This window comes from Mesorhizobium sp. WSM2240 (assembly GCF_040438645.1).
GTDB lineage: Bacteria > Pseudomonadota > Alphaproteobacteria > Rhizobiales > Rhizobiaceae > Allomesorhizobium.
The window spans coordinates 253,157-270,110 of the sequence record NZ_CP159253.1; the positions used below are offsets into that span (position 1 = coordinate 253,157).

Genomic DNA, 16,954 nt, shown 5'->3' on the forward strand with positions numbered 1-16,954 from the left:
ACATGCCTCCTTCGCCGCCTTCGACGGTCCCCCTCAGCGGCGAAGTCGGTTCCTCCCCTGCGAAGCGGGGGAGGGGGACCACGCGAAGCGTGGTGGAGGGGGCGTACATCTGATGGAACAGGCCTTCGAAATCCTCTTCACCGCCTCGTTCTGGGTCGCCGCAATCCGCATCGCCTCGCCGCTGATCTTCGCCACGATGGGCGAGCTGATCTGCGAGCGCGCGGGTGTGCTCAATCTCGGCATCGAAGGCATCATGACCGCCGGCGCCTTCGCCGGCTGGTTCACCGTCTATGCCGGAGGCGACCTCTGGAGCGGTGTGCTGGTGGCGGCTTTGGCCGGCGCCATGTTCGGCCTGCTGCACGCAACGCTCACCGTGCCGCTCGGCCTGTCGCAACATGTGGTCGGCATCGGCATAACCCTGCTCGCCTCCAGCCTGACCTACTTCATCTACCGGCTGGCGCTGCCCGAGGTCACCTCGCCGCCCAAGATTGCGCCGTTCGAGGCGCTGGCCATTCCGGGCCTGTCGTCCATTCCCGTCGTCGGCCCGGCGCTGTTCAACCAGACGCCGCTTACCTATCTGGCCTTCGCTACCGTGGCTATCGTCGCCTGGGTGCTCTACCGAACGCCGCTCGGCCTCGCCATCCGCGCCGCCGGCGAGAACCCGGCGGCCGTGGAGGCGCAGGGCATCAGCGTCACCGGCATCCGCATGGGGGCGGTCATGGCCGGCAGCGCGCTGATGGCGGTCGGCGGCGCATTCCTGACGATGTCGGCCTTCAATTCCTTCTTCTTCCAGATGATCAATGGCCGTGGCTGGATCTGCATCGCGCTCGTCGTGTTCGGCTCCTGGCGGCCGGGCAAGGCGCTGCTCGGCGCCATATTGTTCGCCGCCTTCGACGCCTATCAGGTGCGCCTGCAGCAGCTTTCCGGCGGCGTCGTGCCCTACCAGGTCTTCCTGATGATGCCCTATGCGCTGTCCATCCTGGCGCTCATACTGGTGGCGCGCCGCGCGACCTATCCCAAGGCGCTGATGATCCCCTACCAGAAAGGCGAAAGATGAGTTTCGACATCCTTGTGCGTGGCGGCACGCTGCCCGACGGAAGCACCGCCGATATAGGCATATCGGGCGACAGGATCGTCGCCATCGAACCGCGCATCGACGCCGAGGCTGGCCGCATCATCGACGCCAGCGGCAATCTCGTGTCGCCTCCTTTCGTCGATCCGCATTTCCACATGGACGCCACGCTCTCATATGGCATCCCCCACATCAACGTTTCAGGCACGCTGCTTGAGGGCATATCGCTCTGGGGCGAGCTGAAGCCGCTCCTCACCCACGAAGCGGTCAAGGAAAGGGCGCTGCGCTACTGCGACTGGGCGGTCTCCATGGGATTGCTCGCCATTCGCACGCATGTCGATGTCTGCGACGACCGACTGCTCGCCGTCGAAGCGCTGCTGGAGGTGAAGAAGGAGGTCGCGCCCTATATCGACCTGCAACTCGTCGCCTTTCCGCAGGACGGATTCTACCGCTCGCCGACAGCGCGGGAAAACACCATCCGCGCACTCGACATGGGCGTGGAGATCGTCGGCGGCATTCCGCATTTCGAGCGCACCATGGCCGACGGGCGCCGCTCGGTTACAGAGCTCTGCGAGATCGCGGCCGATCGCGGCCTGATGGTCGACATGCATTGCGACGAGACCGACGATCCGCTGTCGCGCCACATCGAGCAACTCGCCTGCGAAACGCAGCGGCTCGGTCTGTCGGGCCGTGTCGCCGGCTCGCACCTCACCTCCATGCACTCGATGGACAATTATTATGTCTCGAAGCTATTGCCGCTCATTGCCGAGGCGGGCGTCTCGGCGATTCCCAACCCGCTCATCAACATCGTCATCCAGGGCCGCCACGACACCTATCCGAAGCGCCGCGGCATGACCCGCGTGCCGGAAATGCTGAAGGCCGGCATCCGTGTCGGCTTCGGCCAGGATTGCGTGCTCGACCCGTGGTACCCGCTCGGCACGGCCGACATGCTCGACGTCGCCTTCATGGGACTTCACGTCGCGCAGATGACCAGCCCGGCCGACATGGCGCATTGCTTCGATATGGTGACGAACGTGAACGCGGAGATCATGGGCCTGGACCATCTCGGTCTCGCGGTCGGCAGGAGCGCCAGCCTCGTCGTCCTCGACGCCGGCAGCCGGGCGGAGGCGCTGCGCCTGCGCGCAGACCGGCTATGCGTGATCGCCAGGGGCAAAGTTGTCGCCGAGCGCGAGAAGCGCGCCACCTGGCTCTCGATTGCCGGCCGCCCTCCTACGGTCGACCGGAGGCATCAGACGCCGGCAGGCTGATTCAGCGGTTCTCGTGGTTGTTACGCCAGGGGCTGGGCTTCGGCTCCACTTTCGGCGCGGCCGGGGTCGCGGCGGTTGCAGCGGGCGCAGCCTTTTCGGTAGCCCCAATGCTCACGCCCGGCAGTTCGGCGGCATTCGCTGTCGCCTTCTCTTCGGCGGGTTTTTTCCGCGCAGCGGCGCGTTTTCCGCCGACGAAGCTCTTGTAGACGAAGCCGCGCGTGCCGTCGTAAACCACCTCGCACCAGGCATCGCAATTGACCAGGCCGACCGACGCCTTTGCGGGAATGACCCTGAGCACCTTCGATCCGCTCGCTGGCTTTGCCCGCAAATTGACGCCGTCGTTCACGCGCACGGTCCTGTGGGGGGCCGGTCTTTGCTTCGCGGCTGGCATTTCGGGCGCGGGAACCTCGAGTTCGGGCGAAGCCGGGGGTGTCTGCTCACGCGCCCGTTCCTCGTTCCGGACGATCGCCGCCGTCACCATCGGATCGGAGACTTCTTCTTCCTGCTCGGCAAGCGCGCGCGCCACGACAGCGCCGGCAGGCGTTTCGAGATCGGCCAGCGCCTCGGCGCCGATCCGGGGCCCCGGGCTCTGACGCGCCCAGCGCGGATCTTCCGGCGGCAGCGCCTCGGCGTCGGCGGCCTCTACTGCGGCTTTGACAGGCATTTGAGGCGCTACGGGTCTTGGCTCTGTCTTTGTGGTGTGCGGCGTCGGGTTGATCTTGATCGAGATCGTCTTCACCGTCCTGACCGGCAATTGCTGGGCTGCGGCAGCCAAAGCGACTTGCGGCGCATCGGTTGCTGCTGCTCGGGTCTGATCGCCGCCTATCAGGAAGGCCGCGGCTGCGCCTCCCGCGGCAAGCAGGGCGACCGCGCCGGCGAAGGCGGCCGCCGGGCGGCGCCCCCGAATCGAGGAAGTCGAGCCGCGCTTTCTGTCTGTCGCGGCGAGGCGGACAGGCTTTGTCACTTTTCTACTCCACGCTGGACCAGACCAGTGCGAATGCACCTTGAAGTGTCTGGGAAGTGTCTGGCTGGGTCCCTTTCCCTCAACGTAAAATTCAAAACAATCGATCGGCGAGCATCGCCGCAAGCATGCCGAGACATATCATCGCCCGGAATTGTGGCGCTGCTATGCCCGTAATTAACCGTTTATAAAGGGCTTTTGGGCCGGCGTCGAATCTGCGGGCCTTTGCTGGCGCTGGCGCGCGTTGCTTGGCCCCCGGAAGGCCGGTTGCTCGATGCTTTATTTGTGCACCGGCCGCGTTCCGATCGACTGCGCGAAGCGCAGCAGGTAGCCGTCGGGATCCTGTACGATGAACTGCCGGCAGCCAAGCAGAACGTCATCGCGACGGTACCATTTTTCCTCCATGGCGCGGAAAATCACCAGTCCTTCGGTTTGGCACGCACGATGGATAGCATTGACGTCCTCCACGTCGATCTGGATATTCATGCCCCTGCCGAATGGCCTTGAAAGCTCCGCCGCGAGCCAGGAGTCGTCCTCGAGCTGCTCCAGCATGATTTGAGCGCTATTCATGTCGAGATAGGCAAAGCCTTGCTCCGGTCGGGCGTAAAGTATCCTGAAGCCGAAAACACGGTGATAGACTTCGATGCTCGCCCGCACGTCCGTACAGACAAGTTCCGGCACCAGGGCCGCCATGTCGCTGCGATTTCCCATCAGGATTTGACCTTCGCTCACTCAGGATCGTAGAGCGGCTCCATGTGGAGCACGGCCCGCGTCCGCTCCATCGCCACGACCAGCTCGTAATCGCCCGACAGCAGGAAATCATCGCCGACGCCGTTCGGATTGCGGACATATCCGTAGCCGATGTTCTTGCCGACGGTATAGCCATAACCGCCGCTGGTGAGATAGCCGACGGCTTCGCTGTTCCGCAGGATCGTCTCCCGGCCAAGCAGCACAATTTCGGGGTCGTCGACCGTGAAGCAGGTGAAGCGCTTTTTCAGCGTTTCACCCTGCAATTTTTCCAGCGCCTGCCTGCCGACGAAGTCGATTTTCTTGCGGAGCTTCACCGCCCAGCCCAGCCCCGCTTCGAAAGGCGTGTCGTTGGGCGTGATGTCGGAACCCCAGGCGCGGTAGCCCTTTTCGAGCCGAAGCGATTCCAATGCACGATACCCGACCGGGCGGATGCCGTGCGGCTTGCCCGCCGCCATCAGCGTGTCGAATACCTCGCCCGTGGCGTCGATCGGCACATGCAGTTCCCAGCCGAGCTCGCCGACATAGGTGATGCGAAGCGCTCGCACCTTTTGCCCGGCGATCACGATCTCACGGACATGGCCGAACGGGAATGCAGCCTTGGAAACATCGGCATCGGTGACCGCCGCCAGCACATCTCGCGCGCGGGGGCCCATCAGCGAAAGCGTGCCGAATTCCTCCGTCACATCCGCAAGCTTCACATCGAGCCCGGCCGAAATGTGGTCGCGTATCCGCGCAAGATCGTGCGTGCGGAAGCCGGTGCCGGTGACGATGTAGAATTTGTCCTCGGCGATCCGCGCCACGGTCAGGTCGGCTTCGATGCCGCCGCGCGTGTTGAGAAGCTGAGTGTAGGTCAGGCGGCCGGCGGGCTTGGTGACATCGTTAGCGCAGATCCAGCCGAGCGCCTTGAGCGCGTCCGCTCCCGTCATCTCATATTTGGCGAAGGAGGACTGATCGAAGATGCCGACCGCCTCGCGCACGTGCCGATGCTCCTCGCCGACAGGCTCGAACCAGTTCTGGCGGCCCATCGAATAGATGTCGCGCGCACCCATCCCCTCCGGCGCGAACCAGTTAGGCCGCTCCCAACCGAGCTTCGAGCCGAACACCGCGCGGTGCGCCTTCAGCCGTTCGTAGAGCGGCGAAACAATGCGCGGCCGGCCGGAAAGATATTCCTCGTGCGGGAAGCCGATCGTGTAGTGCTTGCCATAGGCCTCCAGCGTGCGATCTGAGACCCAGTCGCGGTCTCGATGAAGGCCGGAAAAGCGGCGGATGTCGACCACCCAGAGATCGAGCGGCGCCTCGCCGTCCATCGTCCATTGCGCCAGCACCCAGCCGGCGCCGCCGCCGGAGGCGATACCGAATGCGTTGAAGCCCGCGCCGACAAACATGTTTTCGCATTCCGGTGCGACGCCGAGGATGAAGTTGCCGTCCGGGGTGAAACTCTCAGGGCCGTTGATCATCTGCTTGACCCCGGCCGTCTCCAGCGTCGGGATTCGGGCGATCGCCTGCGTCATATGCTGTTCGAAATGATCCCAGTCGTCGTCGAACAACCGGAACTGCCAGTCGTTCGGAACGTCCCCGCCCGGCAGTTCGGTCGACCATGCCTGCGGGTTCGGCTCGTAGCCGCCCATCACCAGCCCGCCGACCTCCTCCTTGAAATAGGTGCGCCGGTCCGGGTCGCGGATGGTCGGCGCATTCGCCGCCAGCCCGTCGACCTTTTCGGTGATGATGTACTGATGCTTGACCGGCTGCAGCGGCACGTTGATGCCGGCCATCGCCCCCACCTGCCGCGCCCATTGGCCGGCGCAGTTCACGACCTTTTCGCAGGCGATGTCGCCCTGGTCCGTCTTCACCTTCAGGATGCGGCCGTCTTTCATCTCGAAGCCGGTCACGCGGACGTCCTCGAAGAGCTTCGCGCCGTGTATGCGCGCGCCCTTGGCCAGCGACTGCGTGATGTCGGACGGGCTCGCCTGGCCGTCGGTAGGCAGCCAGCTTGCGCCGACGAGGTCGCCAACCTCCATCAGCGGCCACATCGCCTTCACCTCGGCCGGCGAAAGAAGCTGCATGTCCATGCCGAAGCTTTTGGCCGTCGTCGCCAGCCGCTTGTATTCGGTCCAGCGATCCTGGTTGGTGGCGAGCCGCAGGCAGCCCGTCATCTTCCAGCCGGTTGCAAGCCCCGTTTCGGCCTCCAGCCCCTTGTAGAGCTCGACCGAATATTTCAGCACCCGCGTGATCGAAGCCGAAGAACGCAACTGCCCGACCAGGCCCGCCGCATGCCAGGTCGAGCCGGAGGTCAGCTTGCCCTGCTCCAGCAGCACGACATCCGCCTTATGGTCGCGCGCCAGGTGATAGGCGGTCGAGCAACCGATAATGCCGCCGCCGATGACGACGATCCGGGCGTGGGTTGGCAGGGTCATGTTCAGGATTTTCCGTAGGTCGAGCGATATTGGTCGAGCGCCTCAGTGAGGCGTGACAGGTTCTCGGCCGTATAGGCGACATAGTCGACGCCGGGCGCGGCAAGGTGCAGTTCCGAGACCATGCTCCACATCGCCTCACGCAGGAGCGAGGCGCATTGCATGGCCGCATGGGAGCGAAGCAGGTCGGTCGTGGGCTCGCCGCCGAAATATGTGGCGAGAAACTCTTCCGATTCCTGTTCGGTCATGCCGGCATTCGAGGCAGCGCCGGCGAGGTCGAACATGGCTGTGGAGAAGCCGGCATATTCGAAGTCGATCAGCCACAGCCGCGCGCCGTCCTCGAGTATGTTGGCGGGCAGAAGATCATTGTGGCCGAAGATCACCGGCAGCGCCGTCTGCGCCTGCTCCAGTTCCTCGGCGAGCGCCAGATAGCCCGGGATTTCCGAAGCCATGCGGCTGCCCCCGGCCTCCAGGGTGCGGGCATAGTCGCGGATGACGTGGAAGACCCAGAACATGAATCCTGCGCCGGACACATGGCGCGGCATCTCCTGGTGGAAGCGCCGCAGCATGACCGCGATGCGCTCGCGGTTCGCCCGCACGTCCTTCGCCCCGTAGGTTTTCGCGCCGATGAAGGCAGTGACCATGATGCCCGGCTCGGCATAGATTACCTCCGGCGCGAAGCCGGCGGCATGGGCGGCGCGCGCGGTCATGATCTCGCGTTCGCGCGAAACATGGTGGAATGGAAAATCCCTGCCGAAGCGCACGACATGCCGGCCTGCGCCGTCGGTCACCAGGTAGCTCTCATTGCTGATGCCGCCGTGCAGCGGCTCGATCGCGATGCCGCCTTTCCACAGGGGCAGGGCGCGGATACGGTGTTCGTTGTTCCTCACTCTGCCCTCGCACACGCTTAGAGCATGATCCCGAAAAGTTGCAGACTTTCGGACAAGATCATGCGGCTAAACAAACAGTTAGAGCCCCATTCCGATTCGATCGGAATAGATCAGCTCTAGGCCGCATTCGGCGCTGCGGTCCGGCGGCAATGTCAGGCGGGGCGACACGGCTTGTCAACGCAATGCTGTGGTTATTCCTGTCTTTTTGACCGCTTTGTCCAGCCTTTGTTTGCATTGAACGCCCGGGTTTTCTAAACCGGTCATTGATTGCGGCATTCCGGCAGGATCCCGAAGCAATGAACCACTCGAAACGGCATGGCGAAATTCTCAGGCTAGTGCGCGAGGAAGGCACGATCAGCATTGCCGATCTCGCCGCCAAGCTCGACGTCTCGCTGGAAACGGTGCGTCGCGACGTCAAGCCGCTCACCAATGACGGCTCGGTGCTGAAGATGCACGGCGCGATCGGCCTGCCTTCGCTTGCCGGCGAAGCGCCGTTCGAACGCCGCATGCGCGAGAACGCCGACGCCAAGCGTGCCATCGCCAAACATGTCGCCACGACCATCCGCGACGGCGAATCCGTCATGCTGGACACTGGCACCACGACCAGCTTTCTCGCCCGCGAACTGCTCGGCCACAGACGGCTGACCGTGGTCACCAACTCGTCCGACATCGCCCGCACCCTTGCCACCGTCAACGGCAACAAGGTCTATATGGCCGGCGGCGAGTTGCGCAGCGATTCCGGCGCTGCCTTCGGCGCCTCGGCCATCGAGTTCGTCAGCCGCTTCAGCGTCAACCACGCCGTCGTCACGGCGGGCGCCGTCGACGCCTCCACCGGCATCATGGACTACGATCTCGATGAGGCGGAGTTCGCGCGCATGGTGGTTTCCCGCGGCATCCGGGCGGTGGTGGCGACCGACCACAGCAAGTTCGGCCGCCAGGGCCTGGTCAAGGTCTGCAGCTTCTCGGGCTTCCACGAACTGGTCACCGACCGTATACCGCCGCGCGACATCGCCGCCGCCCTTGGCGAAGCCGGCGCCAGGCTCACCATCGCCGGTGGCCAGCAAGCGGCGGCGGGCTAAAGGCTGTCCCAAATCAGCGACCGGTGCGCCGCCACGCCGGCGAACGCGCCGTCGGAAACCGCGAAGGCGATGTTGGTCATCGAGCGGGCGGCATCGCCAGCGGCATAGACGCCGGGAACGCTCGTCTGCTGCAGTTCATCGACCTTGATGATCGGTCCAAGCCCGCCCTCGGTAAAAGTGCAGCCCAGTTGTTCGGCAAGCGGGCTCGCCATGCTGGTCCGCGGCGCGGTGAACAGCGCCTTGACCCGGACCGTGCGCCCATCATCGAGGACCATCACCAATTCGTCCGCGCCATCTGCCTCGCAAGCAGCAATGCGCGCGCGCTCCAATTTCACGCGGCGCGCCTCGAGCGCCCGCATCTGCTCCGCATCCGGTTCAAAGGCGTCGTTAGTGAAAAGCGTCACGTCGCCCCAATCGGGAATGAGTAGCGCCTGGTGCATCGACACAGCGCCAACGGCCAGCACGCCGAGCGGTCCACCCGCGGCCTCGTAGCCATGGCAATAGGGGCAGTGCAGCACTGTCTTGCCCCACTGCTCCTGCAGGCCGGGAATGTCCGGCAGCGTGTCGCGCACGCCGGTCGCGAGCAGCAGCCGCGCTCCTTCGAACGTTTTGCCGTCTTCCAGCGCGACTACAAAACCATCGTTCGCCGCCTCGGCCTTCTCCGCATATTCATCGACCATCGTCACAGTCGGGTAGGCGAGCAGTTGCCGCCTGGCTTCGCCCAGGATTTCAGCCGGCGTTCGGCCATCCTGTCCGAGAAAGCCGTGAGAGTGGACCGCGAAGCGGTTGCGCGGCTTCCCGCCGTCGATGACCAGCACACGCCGGCGCGCCCTCGCCACCTGAGTTGCGGCGGAGAGGCCGGCGAAGCTGCCGCCCACCACGATCAGATCATACTGCATGGCTGGTTACTCCAGTTTCGTCGTAGCGGCGGCGAAAATCGGCCGCCAGATCGGCAAGCATGATCCGGCCGAGCCTTTCGGCGAGCAGCCGCTCTGCCTCCGCACGAAAATCCTCCAGCGCCGCGATCACCGCTTGCTCGACCAGGCAGCCGGGGCTTTCCGGCTCGGTGCTGAACGGCAAAAGCGTCTCGCCGAGTGCCGAACTGATCTCGGCCAGCGAGATCTGGTCCGGTGCGCGGCCGAGCTGCCATCCCCCGCCATGCCCGCGCGAGGAGGCGACGATGCCCGCTTCGCGCAGGCCCGCGATGGTGCGCCGCACGACGACCGGATTGGTGTGGATGAAGGACGAGAGCTCTTCCGAGGTTAGCGCCCGCCCGCCCGCCTCGGCCATGTGGACGAGCATGTGCAACGCGGAGGAAAACTTACTGTTTCGTTTCATGTAACTAAATTAGTTACGAATAGTCCGGCCGTCAAGCCGCCACTTCCCAACGCCCGCGCCAGCGTGTCTATTCGCGCCATGGCGTTCACCATCAGGCAGTTGCAGTTCTTCGTCGCCGTGGCCGAGCAGGGCACCGTTTCGCGCGCCGCGCAGAACCTGTCGATCTCGCAATCCTCGGTCACCGAAGCGATCAAGGAACTCGAAAGCGATCTCGGCGTCGAACTCTTCGAGCGCCATCCGCGCGGGCTCAACATCACTCACAAGGGCCACCAGTTCCTGCGCCACGCCACCAAGATTCTTGCCGACGTGTCGGATGCGCGGCGGACGTTTTCGCAGGAACAGGAGCGGGCGGGTGGGCGTCTGCAGCTCGGCGTGACCTCGCTGGTCGCAGGCTACGTGCTTTCCGATCTGCTCGCCCGCTACCGCCGCGCCTTTCCCGGTGTCGAGGTCACCGCGATAGAGGACAATGGCGACTATCTCGAGCACCTTCTGGTCGGCGGCGAACTCGACGTTGCGGTGATGGTCATCTCCAACCTGCGTGACCGCATGGCGCTGCAGGCCGAAATCCTCGAAGTCTCGCCCTACCGCCTATGGCTGCCGCTCGGCCATCACCTTGCCGGCGCCGACATCATCGGCATCAACGACATCGCCGCCGAGCCCTTGATCATGCTGACCGTCGACGAGATCGAGGAAAACACCGGCAAGCTTCTGGTGGCGCTCGGCGCGCGCCCGCACGTCGCCTTCCGCACCCGCTCGGTCGAGGCCGTGCGCAGCCTGGTTGCCACCGGCGCCGGCGTCGCGCTCCTGCCTGATCTCGTTTACCGGCCGTGGTCGCTGGAAGGCGACCGCATCGAATCCCGCGATATTTCCGGCGCGCTCCCGGTGGTGCAGGTCGGCATGGTCTGGCGTCGCGGCTCCAGCCTGCCGCAAGCCGCCCGCGATTTCATCGGTATGGCGCAAGGACAGCGCTCCGTCCGCCAGCGTCCGTAACTGCTGCTGGGGACAGTTTACTTTTTTCCGCCTGCGCGAACCCTGAAGCGTCTCGGCCTTCTGCGGAAAGAAGTAAACTGTCCCCTAGTCCTGCACCTATCGGAAAAACCGATATCGACGTTCTGACAAATGAATTTGCGAACGTGCGATATTCCGGTCACCTTGGCATTGCCGGGATAACGCCGCCTCTGGAGAGCGGCCCCGCCAATGGGAGAACCGTCATGAAATCGTTCCTGAAATCCTGCACCGCGCTGACTGTCGCATTGAGCTTCTCCGGCCAGGCAATGGCCCAGGTCAAGGAGATCGGCGAAGGCGAGGGGCAGGTCAACATCGTCGCCTGGGCCGGCTACATCGAGCGCGGCGAGACCGACAAGAACTTCGACTGGGTGACCAAATTCGAGGAGGCGACTGGCTGCAAGGTCAACGTCAAGACTGCCAACACCTCCGACGAAATGGTTGCGCTGATGAACGAGGGCGGCTTCGACCTCGTCACGGCCTCGGGTGACGCCTCGCTGCGCCTGATCGCCGGCAAGCGCGTGCAGCCGATCAACATCGACCTGATCAAGAGCTGGGGAACCATCGACGATCGCCTGAAGGACGCGCCCTGGCACACGGTCGACGGCGTCCATTACGGCGTACCCTATATGTGGGGCCCGAACGTTTTGATGTACAACACCAACGTCTTCAAGGAAGCGCCCAAGAGCTGGAGCGTGGTGTTCGAGGAGACGAACCTTCCCGACGGCAAGTCCAACAAGGGCAGGGTGCAGGCCTATGACGGGCCGATCCACATCGCCGATGCGGCGCTCTATCTGATGACGCACAAGCCGGAACTCGGCATCAAGAGCCCCTACGAACTGAAGGAAGAACAGTACAAGGCGGCGCTCGACCTCTTGCGCCAGCAGCGCCAGCTCATCGGCCGCTACTGGCACGACGCCTTCATCCAGATCGACGACTTCAAGAACGAAGGCGTGGTCGCATCCGGCTCGTGGCCGTTCCAGGTCAACCTGCTCAAGGGCGAAAAGCAGCCGGTCGCCTCGGTGTTTCCCGAGGAGGGCGTCACCGGGTGGGCCGACACCACCATGATGCACGTGGATTCGGCCAATCCGAACTGCTCCTACATGTGGATGGAGCATTCGCTTTCGTCCAACCTGCAGAGCGATCTCGGGGTTTGGTTCGGCGCTAATCCGTCGGTTCCGGCAGCGTGCACCGACGGCCGCGGCATGATGACCAAGGAAACCTGCACGACCAACGGCTTCGACGATTTCGAGCAGGTCAAGTTCTGGACGACGCCGACCTCGAAATGCGCCAGCCAGAACGATGAATGCGTGCCCTACTATCGCTGGGTGTCGGATTACATCGGCGTCATCGGCGGGCGGTGAACTGGTAGCCTGTTCACCTGGCATCGCGCCGCCCCTCACCCTTACCCTCTCCCCGTGAATGACGGGGAGAGGGGGTCGCCAGCGTTGTGGCCAGCCTCCCTTCTCCCCGTCAGTACACGGGGAGAAGGTGCCGGCAGCGCCGGCATCGAAACGGAATCCACCCCTCGGATGGCTTCACCAATGACCACCGCCGTCTCCTTCCGACAAGTCTCCCGCCATTTCGGCGCGGTCCGCGCCGTGGATGCGGTCGACATCGACATCAGGGCTGGAGAATTCTTCGCGATGCTCGGCCCATCCGGTTCGGGCAAGACCACCTGCCTGCGCCTCATCGCCGGTTTCGAGCAGCCGACCGAAGGCAGCATCGAGATATTCGGCGAGCGCGCCGAAGGCGTCCCGCCCTACCGCCGCAACGTCAACACCGTGTTCCAGGACTACGCGCTGTTTCCGCATCTGAACGTGCTGGACAATGTCGCCTACGGGCTGATGGTCAGGGGCGTCGGCAAGGCCGAGCGCGCTTCGGCCGCCGAGGGGGCGCTGCGCCTGGTGCAACTCCCCGGCTATGGCGCCCGTCGTCCGGGCCAGCTTTCAGGCGGCCAGAGGCAGCGCGTCGCGCTTGCCCGAGCGCTGGTAAACAAGCCGAAGGTCCTGCTTCTCGACGAGCCGCTCGGCGCGCTCGACCTGAAGCTGCGCGAAAACATGCAGGAAGAGCTGAAGGCGCTGCAGAAGACGCTTGGCATCACCTTCGTCTTCGTCACCCACGATCAGGGCGAGGCGCTGTCCATGGCCGACCGCGTCGCCGTTTTCCATGAAGGCCGCATCAGGCAGATCGGCACACCGCAGGAAATCTACGAACGGCCGCGCTCGCGCTTTGTCGCCGATTTCGTCGGCTCGTCCAATGTGCTGCCGCCCGATTTCGTCAAGCTACATGGCGGCCAGCCGCGCTGGGCTAGCCTGCGGCCGGAAAAGATCAGGATCGGCGAAGCAGCCGGGCAGGGGCTCGTCGGCTCGGTGCTGTCGTGCAGCTTTCTCGGCGCCACCAACCGCATCACTGTCGAGACCGACGGGCTGCGCCTTCAGGTCGTCATGCCGGCCGGCCAGCCGCTGCCCGAGAACGGCGCTGCCGTCTCGCTGCACTGGCTGGCGTCGGATCTGCATCTGATGGAAGGGCCGCAATGAGCGTAGACGCGACGTTGCCAGCGGCTGCGCGGTCGGTCGCCATCCTGCCGAGCCGTGGCGGCGTTGTCGGCGCGCTCTCCGACCTGTTCTGGTGCCGGCCGCGCCTGCTCCTCTTCCTGATGCTGGCGCCGCCGGTCCTGTGGCTCGGCATCGTCTATCTCGGCTCGCTTTTCGCGCTGCTGCTGCAGAGCTTCTTTTCGATCGACGAGTTCTCCGGCCTGATCAACCGCGAGCTCACGCTGAAGACCTATGGCGAGCTGTTCCTGCCGGCCAATCTCGACATCATCGTCCGCACGGTCACCATGGCGGCCGTGGTCACGATCGGTTCGGCAATCATCGCCTTTCCAATCGCCTACTACGCGGCCCGTTATGCGCGCGGCAAATGGAAGGCGCTGTTCTATCTCGGCATCATGCTGCCGCTGTGGTCGAGCTATCTGGTCAAGATCTACGCCTGGAAGCTGATCCTAGCCAAGGAAGGCATTCTCACCTGGCTGTTTGGAAAACTGCACCTGATGTGGCTGATCGACGCCTGGCTCTCCGTTCCCATAGTAGGTGGCAACTCGCTCTCGGTTTCAGCCACCGGCACCTTCATCGTCTTCGTCTATGTCTGGCTTCCTTTCATGGTGCTGCCCATCCAGGCTGCGCTGGAGCGCGTGCCGGGAAGCCTCATCGAGGCGTCTTCCGACCTTGGCGCCTCGCCCGCTCAGACGTTCCGCAACGTGCTGCTCCCGCTGGCGCTGCCCGGCATCGTCGCCGGCTCGATCTTCACCTTTTCGCTGACGCTCGGCGACTACATCGTCCCGCAGATCATCGGCACGTCGCGCCTGTTCATAGGCCAAGCTGTCTACGCGCATCAGGGTACCGCGGGCAACATCCCGCTCGCCGCTGCCTTCACGATCGTTCCGATCGTGGTGATGGGCTTCTATCTCTGGGGCGCAAAGCGCATGGGAGCGTTCGATGCGCTGTGAGGCTCAGGGGACAGTTTACTTTCTTTCCGCAGAAGGGCTCTGCGGTGGAGAACTCGCGCGGGCGGAAAAAAGAAAACTGTCCCCGGCGGAGATGTCCCATGCGCTCTGACCGCTCGCAATCCGCTCCTCTCGGCCTCAAGATCGCTGCCGCCGCAGGCCTGCTATTCCTGCATCTGCCGTTGCTCCTGATCTTCGTCTATGCCTTCACTACCGAGGAAAAATCCTATCAGTGGCCGCCGCCAGGCTTCACCATGCAATGGTTCGCCGTGGCGTGGAACCGTCCGGACGTCTGGCAGGCGCTGACGTTGTCTGTGCAGGTCGCCGCCATTTCCACGGCCATCGCCCTGGTGCTCGGCACGCTCTGCGCCGCAGCCGTCAGCCAGTCAAAATTCTTCGGCCGCGAGACGATCTCGCTGCTGGTCATCCTGCCGATCGCGCTGCCCGGCATCATCACCGGCATCGCGCTGCGCTCGGCCTTCAACCTCGCTGAAATCCCATTCTCGTTCTGGACGATCATTCTCGGCCACGCCACCTTCTGCGTGGTCGTGGTCTACAACAACTCCGTCGCGCGCTTCCGCCGCATGTCCGGCTCGCTGATCGAGGCGTCGATGGATCTCGGAGCCGACGGCTTCCAGACCTTCCGCCATGTGATCCTACCCAACATCGGCACGGCGCTGCTCGCCGGCGGCATGCTGGCCTTCGCGCTGTCCTTCGACGAGGTCATCGTCACCACCTTTACCGCCGGCCAGCAGCAGACGCTGCCGATCTGGATGCTCGAGGAACTTGTTCGGCCGCGTCAGCGCCCGGTCACCAATGTGGTTGCCATGGTCGTGGTGCTGGTGACACTGCTGCCCATCCTCGCCGCCTATTACCTCACCCGTGACGGCGACCAGATCGCGGGAGGTGGAAAGTGATGTCGTGCGTCCTTCGAGGCTCGTCCGTGAAAGTCAGGCGTCTAATATCGCAAGGTTGCGCGGGCTCGCACCTCAGGATGAGGGCGGGCGTGCCTGAAAGGCTCGCCGCCGGTGTCGCACCGATCCTGAACCAGCGTACGCAACGCAATTTGCTGGGCCGACCTCGACGTCGCACAGACGGGCACGTCCTGCCTCACCCTGAGGTGCGAGCCCGCCCGGCGTGTGGCGCTCAAATGAAAATGTCGAAGGGGCGAGCCTCGAAGGACGCACCGAATAACTCTTAGGAGGAAGATAAAATGTACACTGAGATGCTGATCGGTTCGCGGTTCGAGAAGGGCACCGAGACCGAAGAGCCGATCCTGAACCCCAAGACCGGCGAGACCGTGCTTGGCGTGCCCGAGGCGTCGCAGGCTCAGATCGAGGCGGCGGTGGCAGCCGCCGAAAAGGCGTTCGCGACATGGTCGCGCACCACGCCGGCGCAGCGCTCGGGCTATCTGCTGAAGATCGCCGACCGCATCGAGGCCGACGCCGAGGAGTTCGCCAAGCTCGAGGCGCTTAACTGCGGCAAGCCGATAAACGCGGTGCTCAATGACGAGATACCGGCCATCGTCGATTGCTGGCGCTTCTTCGCCGGCGCGGTGCGCTCGATGCCCGGCGCCGTCGCGGGTGAATATCTGACCGGCCACACCTCGATGATCCGTCGCGATCCAATCGGCGTCGTGGCCTCGATCGCGCCCTGGAACTACCCGCTGATGATGATGGCCTGGAAACTCGCGCCGGCGATCGGCGGCGGCAACACGGTGGTGTTCAAGCCGTCCGAGCAGACGCCGCTGACGGCGCTGAAACTGGCCAGGATTCTCGCCGAGATCCTGCCCGAAGGCGTGGTCAATGTCGTACTCGGGCGCGGCGAAAGCGTCGGCAATGCCTTGATCAACCATCCGAAGATCAACATGATCTCGATCACCGGGGACGTCGCCACCGGCAAGAAGGTGCTGCAGGCTGCAGCCAAATCGGTCAAGCGCACCCATCTGGAGCTCGGCGGCAAGGCGCCGGTCATCGTCTTCGACGACGCCGACCTCGATGCGGTGGTCAATGGCCTGCGGGCCTTCGGCTATTACAATGCCGGACAGGACTGCACCGCGGCCTGCCGCATCTATGCCGGCGCGAAAATCTACGACCGGCTCGTCGCCGATCTTTCGTCAGCCGTCTCCACCGTAAAATTCAACCAGCCCGACGATACGGAGAACGAGATCGGGCCGCTGATCTCCCAGCGCCAGCGCGACCGCGTCGCGAGCTTCGTCGAGCGCGCCTCCGAACTGAAGCATATCGAGATCACCACCGGCGGCGGGCCGGGCGAGGGCGGCGGCTTCTTCTACCAGCCGACGGTCGTTGCCGGCGCGCTGCAGGAAGACGAGATCGTCCGCCGCGAAGTGTTCGGTCCGGTAGTTTCGGTGACGCGCTTCTCCGATGTCGACCAAGCCGTCGACTGGGCAAATGACAGCGATTACGGCCTCGCCTCCTCGGTCTGGACCAAGGACGTGTCGCGCGCCATGGCGACAGCCGCCCGCCTGCAGTATGGCTGCACCTGGATCAACACGCATTTCATGCTGACCAACGAGATGCCGCATGGCGGGCTGAAGCAGTCCGGCTACGGCAAGGACATGTCGCTCTACGCGTTGGAGGACTACACCGCCGTCCGGCATGTCATGATCGCGCATGGGTGAGGAGCGGTCCGCGCAGCGGACGAAAAGCCAACGA

The 16,954-nt window shown here is 64.2% G+C and carries 15 protein-coding genes; 9 read left to right on the forward strand and 6 right to left on the reverse strand.

The genetic code is table 11. The annotated features are described in order from the left end of the window. The first annotated feature begins 112 nt into the window (after positions 1 to 112). Both ABVK50_RS01230 and ABVK50_RS01235 read left to right on the forward strand, forming a co-directional pair. Positions 113 to 1,057, forward strand: a complete 945-nt coding sequence (locus tag ABVK50_RS01230; RefSeq protein WP_353643173.1) for an ABC transporter permease — start codon at positions 113 to 115, stop codon at positions 1,055 to 1,057. Next, positions 1,054 to 2,340 carry an amidohydrolase family protein gene (locus ABVK50_RS01235; RefSeq protein WP_353643172.1) on the forward strand — a complete coding sequence of 429 codons (1,287 nt, stop codon included), beginning with the start codon at positions 1,054 to 1,056 and terminating at the stop codon, positions 2,338 to 2,340. Before ABVK50_RS01230 ends, ABVK50_RS01235 begins: the two co-directional genes overlap by 4 nt. Position 2,341: 1 nt before the next feature. Here ABVK50_RS01235 and ABVK50_RS01240 read toward each other — a convergent pair whose 3' ends face one another. The 4 genes from ABVK50_RS01240 to ABVK50_RS01255 form a co-directional block, all read right to left on the reverse strand. Next, positions 2,342 to 3,304, reverse strand: a complete 963-nt coding sequence (locus ABVK50_RS01240) for an SH3 domain-containing protein (protein ID WP_353643171.1) — start codon at positions 3,302 to 3,304, stop codon at positions 2,342 to 2,344. A gap of 276 nt (positions 3,305 to 3,580) precedes the next feature. Beyond that, positions 3,581 to 4,033, reverse strand: a complete 453-nt coding sequence (locus ABVK50_RS01245; protein ID WP_353643170.1) for a VOC family protein — start codon at positions 4,031 to 4,033, stop codon at positions 3,581 to 3,583. After that, on the reverse strand, positions 4,030 to 6,465 hold the full coding sequence (locus ABVK50_RS01250; RefSeq protein ID WP_353643169.1) for an FAD-dependent oxidoreductase: 2,436 nt from the start codon (positions 6,463 to 6,465) through the stop codon (positions 4,030 to 4,032). Before ABVK50_RS01250 ends, ABVK50_RS01245 begins: the two co-directional genes overlap by 4 nt. Positions 6,466 to 6,467: 2 nt before the next feature. After that, the gene (locus ABVK50_RS01255) at positions 6,468 to 7,352 is read right to left on the reverse strand and encodes a phosphotransferase family protein (RefSeq protein ID WP_353643168.1); all 885 of its coding nucleotides are present in this window, start codon (positions 7,350 to 7,352) and stop codon (positions 6,468 to 6,470) included. A gap of 296 nt (positions 7,353 to 7,648) precedes the next feature. Between ABVK50_RS01255 and ABVK50_RS01260 the strand changes: the two genes are divergently transcribed. Further along, entirely contained in the window at positions 7,649 to 8,431 is a 783-nt protein-coding gene (locus tag ABVK50_RS01260; protein WP_353643167.1) for a DeoR/GlpR family DNA-binding transcription regulator, read from the forward strand. Here ABVK50_RS01260 and ABVK50_RS01265 read toward each other — a convergent pair. Both ABVK50_RS01265 and ABVK50_RS01270 read right to left on the reverse strand, forming a co-directional pair. Next, positions 8,428 to 9,330, reverse strand: a complete 903-nt coding sequence (locus ABVK50_RS01265) for an NAD(P)/FAD-dependent oxidoreductase (RefSeq protein ID WP_353643166.1) — start codon at positions 9,328 to 9,330, stop codon at positions 8,428 to 8,430. The two genes, ABVK50_RS01260 and ABVK50_RS01265, sit on opposite strands and share 4 nt — an antisense overlap. After that, a complete protein-coding gene (locus ABVK50_RS01270) occupies positions 9,320 to 9,769 on the reverse strand; it encodes an Rrf2 family transcriptional regulator (protein WP_353643165.1) in 450 nt (149 codons plus the stop codon). The genes ABVK50_RS01265 and ABVK50_RS01270 overlap by 11 nt, the downstream gene beginning before the upstream one ends. 78 nt (positions 9,770 to 9,847) lie before the next feature. On the opposite strand from ABVK50_RS01270, the gene ABVK50_RS01275 reads away from it, so the two are divergent. The 6 genes from ABVK50_RS01275 (at position 9,848) to ABVK50_RS01300 (ending at position 16,920) form a co-directional block, all read left to right on the forward strand. Beyond that, positions 9,848 to 10,759: a LysR substrate-binding domain-containing protein gene (locus ABVK50_RS01275; protein ID WP_353646053.1), complete on the forward strand. Its 912-nt coding sequence runs from the start codon at positions 9,848 to 9,850 to the stop codon at positions 10,757 to 10,759. 221 nt (positions 10,760 to 10,980) lie between these two features. Beyond that, positions 10,981 to 12,138, forward strand: a complete 1,158-nt coding sequence (locus ABVK50_RS01280; protein WP_353643164.1) for an ABC transporter substrate-binding protein — start codon at positions 10,981 to 10,983, stop codon at positions 12,136 to 12,138. 180 nt (positions 12,139 to 12,318) lie between these two features. After that, on the forward strand, positions 12,319 to 13,314 hold the full coding sequence (locus ABVK50_RS01285) for an ABC transporter ATP-binding protein (RefSeq protein ID WP_353643163.1): 996 nt from the start codon (positions 12,319 to 12,321) through the stop codon (positions 13,312 to 13,314). After that, positions 13,311 to 14,282, forward strand: coding sequence for an ABC transporter permease (locus ABVK50_RS01290; RefSeq protein WP_353643162.1), 972 nt, complete (start codon positions 13,311 to 13,313; stop codon positions 14,280 to 14,282). The genes ABVK50_RS01285 and ABVK50_RS01290 overlap by 4 nt, the downstream gene beginning before the upstream one ends. Before the next feature lie 98 nt (positions 14,283 to 14,380). Further along, positions 14,381 to 15,196 (forward strand): ABC transporter permease, encoded by an 816-nt coding sequence (locus ABVK50_RS01295; protein WP_353643161.1) that lies wholly within the window; start codon positions 14,381 to 14,383, stop codon positions 15,194 to 15,196. Between the two features lie 296 nt (positions 15,197 to 15,492). Then, the gene (locus ABVK50_RS01300; protein ID WP_353643160.1) at positions 15,493 to 16,920 is read left to right on the forward strand and encodes a gamma-aminobutyraldehyde dehydrogenase; all 1,428 of its coding nucleotides are present in this window, start codon (positions 15,493 to 15,495) and stop codon (positions 16,918 to 16,920) included. Positions 16,921 to 16,954: the final 34 nt, after the last annotated feature.

Bases quoted from the DNA above. Each gene is read 5' to 3' on its own strand.
- ABVK50_RS01230 (WP_353643173.1), top strand. From the start codon at position 113: ATGGAACAGGCCTTCGAAATCCTCTTCACCGCCTCGTTCTGGGTCGCC.
- ABVK50_RS01235 (WP_353643172.1), top strand. From the start codon at position 1,054: ATGAGTTTCGACATCCTTGTGCGTGGCGGCACGCTGCCCGACGGAAGC.
- ABVK50_RS01250 (WP_353643169.1), bottom strand. From the start codon at position 6,465: ATGACCCTGCCAACCCACGCCCGGATCGTCGTCATCGGCGGCGGCATT.
- ABVK50_RS01260 (WP_353643167.1), top strand. From the start codon at position 7,649: ATGAACCACTCGAAACGGCATGGCGAAATTCTCAGGCTAGTGCGCGAG.
- ABVK50_RS01265 (WP_353643166.1), bottom strand. From the start codon at position 9,330: ATGCAGTATGATCTGATCGTGGTGGGCGGCAGCTTCGCCGGCCTCTCC.
- ABVK50_RS01270 (WP_353643165.1), bottom strand. From the start codon at position 9,769: ATGAAACGAAACAGTAAGTTTTCCTCCGCGTTGCACATGCTCGTCCAC.
- ABVK50_RS01275 (WP_353646053.1), top strand. From the start codon at position 9,848: ATGGCGTTCACCATCAGGCAGTTGCAGTTCTTCGTCGCCGTGGCCGAG.
- ABVK50_RS01280 (WP_353643164.1), top strand. From the start codon at position 10,981: ATGAAATCGTTCCTGAAATCCTGCACCGCGCTGACTGTCGCATTGAGC.
- ABVK50_RS01285 (WP_353643163.1), top strand. From the start codon at position 12,319: ATGACCACCGCCGTCTCCTTCCGACAAGTCTCCCGCCATTTCGGCGCG.
- ABVK50_RS01290 (WP_353643162.1), top strand. From the start codon at position 13,311: ATGAGCGTAGACGCGACGTTGCCAGCGGCTGCGCGGTCGGTCGCCATC.
- ABVK50_RS01295 (WP_353643161.1), top strand. From the start codon at position 14,381: ATGCGCTCTGACCGCTCGCAATCCGCTCCTCTCGGCCTCAAGATCGCT.
- ABVK50_RS01300 (WP_353643160.1), top strand. From the start codon at position 15,493: ATGTACACTGAGATGCTGATCGGTTCGCGGTTCGAGAAGGGCACCGAG.